Source organism: Kitasatospora sp. NPDC059160 (assembly GCF_042755465.1).
In the GTDB taxonomy this organism is placed as follows: Bacteria; Actinomycetota; Actinomycetes; order Streptomycetales; family Streptomycetaceae; genus Kitasatospora.
Map to the genome: position 1 here is coordinate 1 of NZ_JBHZCN010000231.1, position 3,535 is coordinate 3,535.

The following is a 3,535-nucleotide window of genomic DNA, read 5'->3' on the forward strand; positions in this document are numbered from 1 at the left end:
CGTTTATGTCTATATGTGACTGTAAAATCACCCAGCCCCCGGAGCGCCCACCCCCGGAACCGCCCCCGGACCAACCCACCCTCCCGAGAGCCCCCCACCCACCAACAGCCCCGCGCAGCGGCCGTCACCGCGCCCCCCGCCGCCCCTCCCGCACCCGCCGCAACCGATTCACCAGCACCGGCGCGAACGCCAACGCCTCCTCCCGGTCCAACAACCCGTTCAGCACCTGGTAGTACCGCGTGGAGGAGAGCCCCAGCTCCTCCCGGATCGCCCGCTCCTTGGCCCCCGCCGTCCGCCACTGCCGCCCCTCCAGCGCCAGCACCGCCCGGTCCCGCTCACTCAGCCCACTCGGCTCGCCCACCACGCACCACCTCCGCACATCCCCCCGCATCCCCCACGGACCTACGAAGTGTCATTCTCGGACGCGCCCCCGACACACTCTGCCCCCCACCCCGGTGCCCCCGCCCGGCTAGCGTCACCCCCATGACCAGCTTCGCCGTCCACATCCCCACCGCCGACCTCGACCCCGAGCCCCTCGACCCGTCCCAGATCGTCTCCGGCACCCCCGAGGTCACCGGAAAGGTCCTCGCCGAGTCCCCCGACGGCCGCCAGCTGCGCGGCATCTGGCAGATCACCCCGGGCGTGGTCACCGACGTCGAGGCCGACGAGATGTTCGTGGTGCTGAGCGGCCGGGCCACCATCGAGATCGAGGGCGGCCCGACCCTGTCCGTCGGCCCCGGCGACTGCGCCGTCCTGCGCGAGGGCGACCGCACCACCTGGACGGTCCACGAGACCCTCCGCAAGGCCTACGCGATCACGCTCCCCTGACCCCGCCCCGGCACCGGCCCTCGCGGTGAGCCCCCCGCCCCCCGCCCCCCGCCCCCCCGGCAGGGGGCCTCACTGCTTGCGGACCCGGCCCGCTTCCTTCATCGCCGCGTCCTGCAGCCCCTGCAGCACCTGCTTCGGGTCCCCGGTCACGGCCTGCCCGATCCCCGTCTTGATCCGGTTGCTGACCTCACCCCAGGCCGGGTCCCCGAACGGGTAGAAGCTGGCGTTGGTCAGCCCCACCGCGAACTGCTTGAGGTCCTCGTGCTTGGGGTCCGAGGACATCTGGTTGAAGGCGTCCTGGGTCACCGGCAGCAGGTTGTACTGCTCGTCGAACTTGAGCTGGTAGTCCTTGGTGTAGACGAAGGACAGGAACTTCTTGATCTCGTTCTTGTGCCCGTTGGCCTTGAACGCCATCATCCAGTCCGCGACGCCGAGGCTCCCGGTCCTCCCCACGCCGTCCTTCTTCGGGATGACCGCCGTCCCGAAGTCGATCTTCCCGGCGGACGCCATCCGCAGCAGGGTCGGGTGCCCGTTGAGCATCGCGACCTTCCCGGAGGCGAAGTCCTGGAACACCGGCGTGCGGTTCACCTTGCCGGGGTCCGGGTACGTCAGCCCGGTGCTGACCAGGTTGTTCTTGAGCCAGGTGAAGGTCGCCTGGTTCTGGTCGCTGTCGATGGTGTAGTTGCCGACGTCGTCCGAGAGCGAGCCGCCCCCGCTCAGCGTCCACAGCATCGACTCGGCCGGCGCCTCCTCGGGCCCCAGCGGCAGCCCGTACGGGGTCACCCCGGGCACCTTGGCCTTGATCTTCTCGGCCGCGGCCCGCAGCTCGTTCCAGGTGGTCGGCGGCTGGGTGATCCCGGCCTGCTTGAAGATCGCCTTGTTGTAGAAGAGCACCCGCGAGGAGGAGACGAAGGGGATCCCGTACTGGGTCCCCAGCACCTGCCCGGCGTGCGAGAAGTTGTCCATGAACTTGGCCTGGGTGTCCATCGAGAGGACGTCCGCGGCCGCGTACAGCCGGTCCGCCGCGACCTGCTCGGCGAAGCCGCCGGTCTGCAGCAGGTCGGGCGACTTCCCGGCCGCGATCATGTCGTCGACCTTCTTGCCGATGTCGGTCCAGCTGTCGACCTCGACCTGGACCTTGATGCCGGGGTTGGCCGCCTCGAAGGCCTTGGAGACCTCGTCCCAGTAGTGCTTGGAGCCGGTCTCGGCGTTCTCCCCGTAGTCCGCGGCGACCAGTTTGAGCGTGACCGGCCCGTCGCCCTGCCCGCTGCACGCGCTGACCGTGGTGAGCACCAGTGCTCCGGCCAACGCCGTACCGAGCACACGGAGGGAAACGTGGGCGCGCCTGTCCAACGCGGGTACCGCCTTCAGAGGGAACTACAGCCGGACGAGGGAATCCGGCAGGGGGGAGCGCCACACTCCCAAACCGCTCGCACACTGGTCCACACCACTCGCCCCCGCCCGTCGAGTAGTTACCGAAGTGCCCTGGTTCATTGCACGATGCGCAACAACAGGCGAACGGAGGCCCTCAGCCGGACTCCGGGGCACAAAGCCGCGCACACCGCCGCAGCCGAGACAAAGCTCACCCAGTATGGACCAGACCAATCCGACAACTGGACTAGACCTCTTCGACCCGACCAAGGGAAACTGTCCTCCGTGAAGCACGTCATCGCACTCGATGTAGGCGGCACCGGCATGAAGGCCGCGCTGCTCGCCCAGGACGGCTCCGTGCTGTTCGAAGCACGCCGACCGACCGGGCGGGAACACGGCACCGACGCCGTCGTCGCCGCCATCCTCGGCTTCGCCGCCGACCTCGCCGACGAGGGCCGCGCCCGCTTCGGGCACGCCCCGCTGGCGGCCGGCGTGGCCGTGCCCGGCACGATCGACGAGAAGAACGGGATCGCGGTCTTCTCCGCCAACCTCGGCTGGCGCGACCTCCCGCTGCGCGAGCTGCTCGGCGAGCGCCTCGGGGGCCTGCCGGTCGCCCTCGGCCACGACGTGCGCTCCGGCGGGCTGGCCGAAGGGCGGATCGGCGCGGGTCAGGGCGTCGACCGCTTCCTGTTCGTCGCCCTCGGCACCGGCATCGCCGGCGCCATCGGCATCGGCGGCCGGATCGAGGCCGGCGCGCACGGCTACGGCGGCGAGATCGGCCACGTCGTGGTCCGCCCCGGCGGCCCGCAGTGCGGCTGCGGCGCCCGCGGCTGCCTGGAGACGCTGGCCTCCGCCTCGGCCGTCTCCCGCGCCTGGGCCGAGGCCAGCGGTGACCCCGACGCCGACGCGGCATCCTGCGCCGCCGCGGTGGACGCCGGGGACGACCGCGCCCGCGCCGTCTGGCAGGACGCGGTCGACGCGCTGGCCGACGGCATCGTGCTGGCCCAGAGCCTGCTCGATCCGTCCACGGTCATCGTCGGCGGCGGACTGGCCGAGGCCGGCGACACGCTCTTCACCCCGCTGCGCGCTGCGGTCACCGAGCGCCTGACCTTCCAGATGCCCCCGAAGGTCGTACCCGCCATGCTCAAAGACACCGCCGCGTCCCTGGGCGCCGGCCTGCTCGCCTGGGACCTGCTCTCGATGGAGGTGACCGCGTGACCAGCGCGGACCGTGACCGCACTGCCCTGTCCGGCGCCCGGCTCGTCCTGCCCGGCGGGGTCGTCGACGGCGGCCGCCTGGCCGTCCAGGGCGAGCGCATCGCCGCCCTCTCCCCCGC

Annotated in this window: 4 protein-coding genes; 2 read left to right on the plus strand and 2 right to left on the minus strand. The window is 71.4% G+C overall.

What is annotated here, in order from left to right:
* Window positions 1–124: 124 nt before the first annotated feature.
* The gene (locus ACFXOZ_RS42305; protein WP_375888705.1) at window positions 125–361 is read right to left on the minus strand and encodes a DUF3263 domain-containing protein; all 237 of its coding nucleotides are present in this window, start codon (window positions 359–361) and stop codon (window positions 125–127) included.
* Between the two features lie 122 nt (window positions 362–483).
* Here ACFXOZ_RS42305 and ACFXOZ_RS42310 point away from each other — a divergent pair, with 122 nt between their 5' ends.
* Window positions 484–828, plus strand: coding sequence for a cupin domain-containing protein (locus ACFXOZ_RS42310; protein WP_375888707.1), 345 nt, complete (start codon window positions 484–486; stop codon window positions 826–828).
* Window positions 829–897: 69 nt separating this feature from the next.
* On the opposite strand, the gene ACFXOZ_RS42315 is transcribed toward ACFXOZ_RS42310, so the two are convergent.
* Window positions 898–2,136: an extracellular solute-binding protein gene (locus ACFXOZ_RS42315; RefSeq protein ID WP_380595359.1), complete on the minus strand. Its 1,239-nt coding sequence runs from the start codon at window positions 2,134–2,136 to the stop codon at window positions 898–900.
* A 348-nt stretch (window positions 2,137–2,484) separates the two neighbouring features.
* Here ACFXOZ_RS42315 and ACFXOZ_RS42320 point away from each other — a divergent pair, with 348 nt between their 5' ends.
* Window positions 2,485–3,417, plus strand: a complete 933-nt coding sequence (locus ACFXOZ_RS42320) for an ROK family protein (protein WP_380531803.1) — start codon at window positions 2,485–2,487, stop codon at window positions 3,415–3,417.
* Window positions 3,418–3,535: the final 118 nt, after the last annotated feature.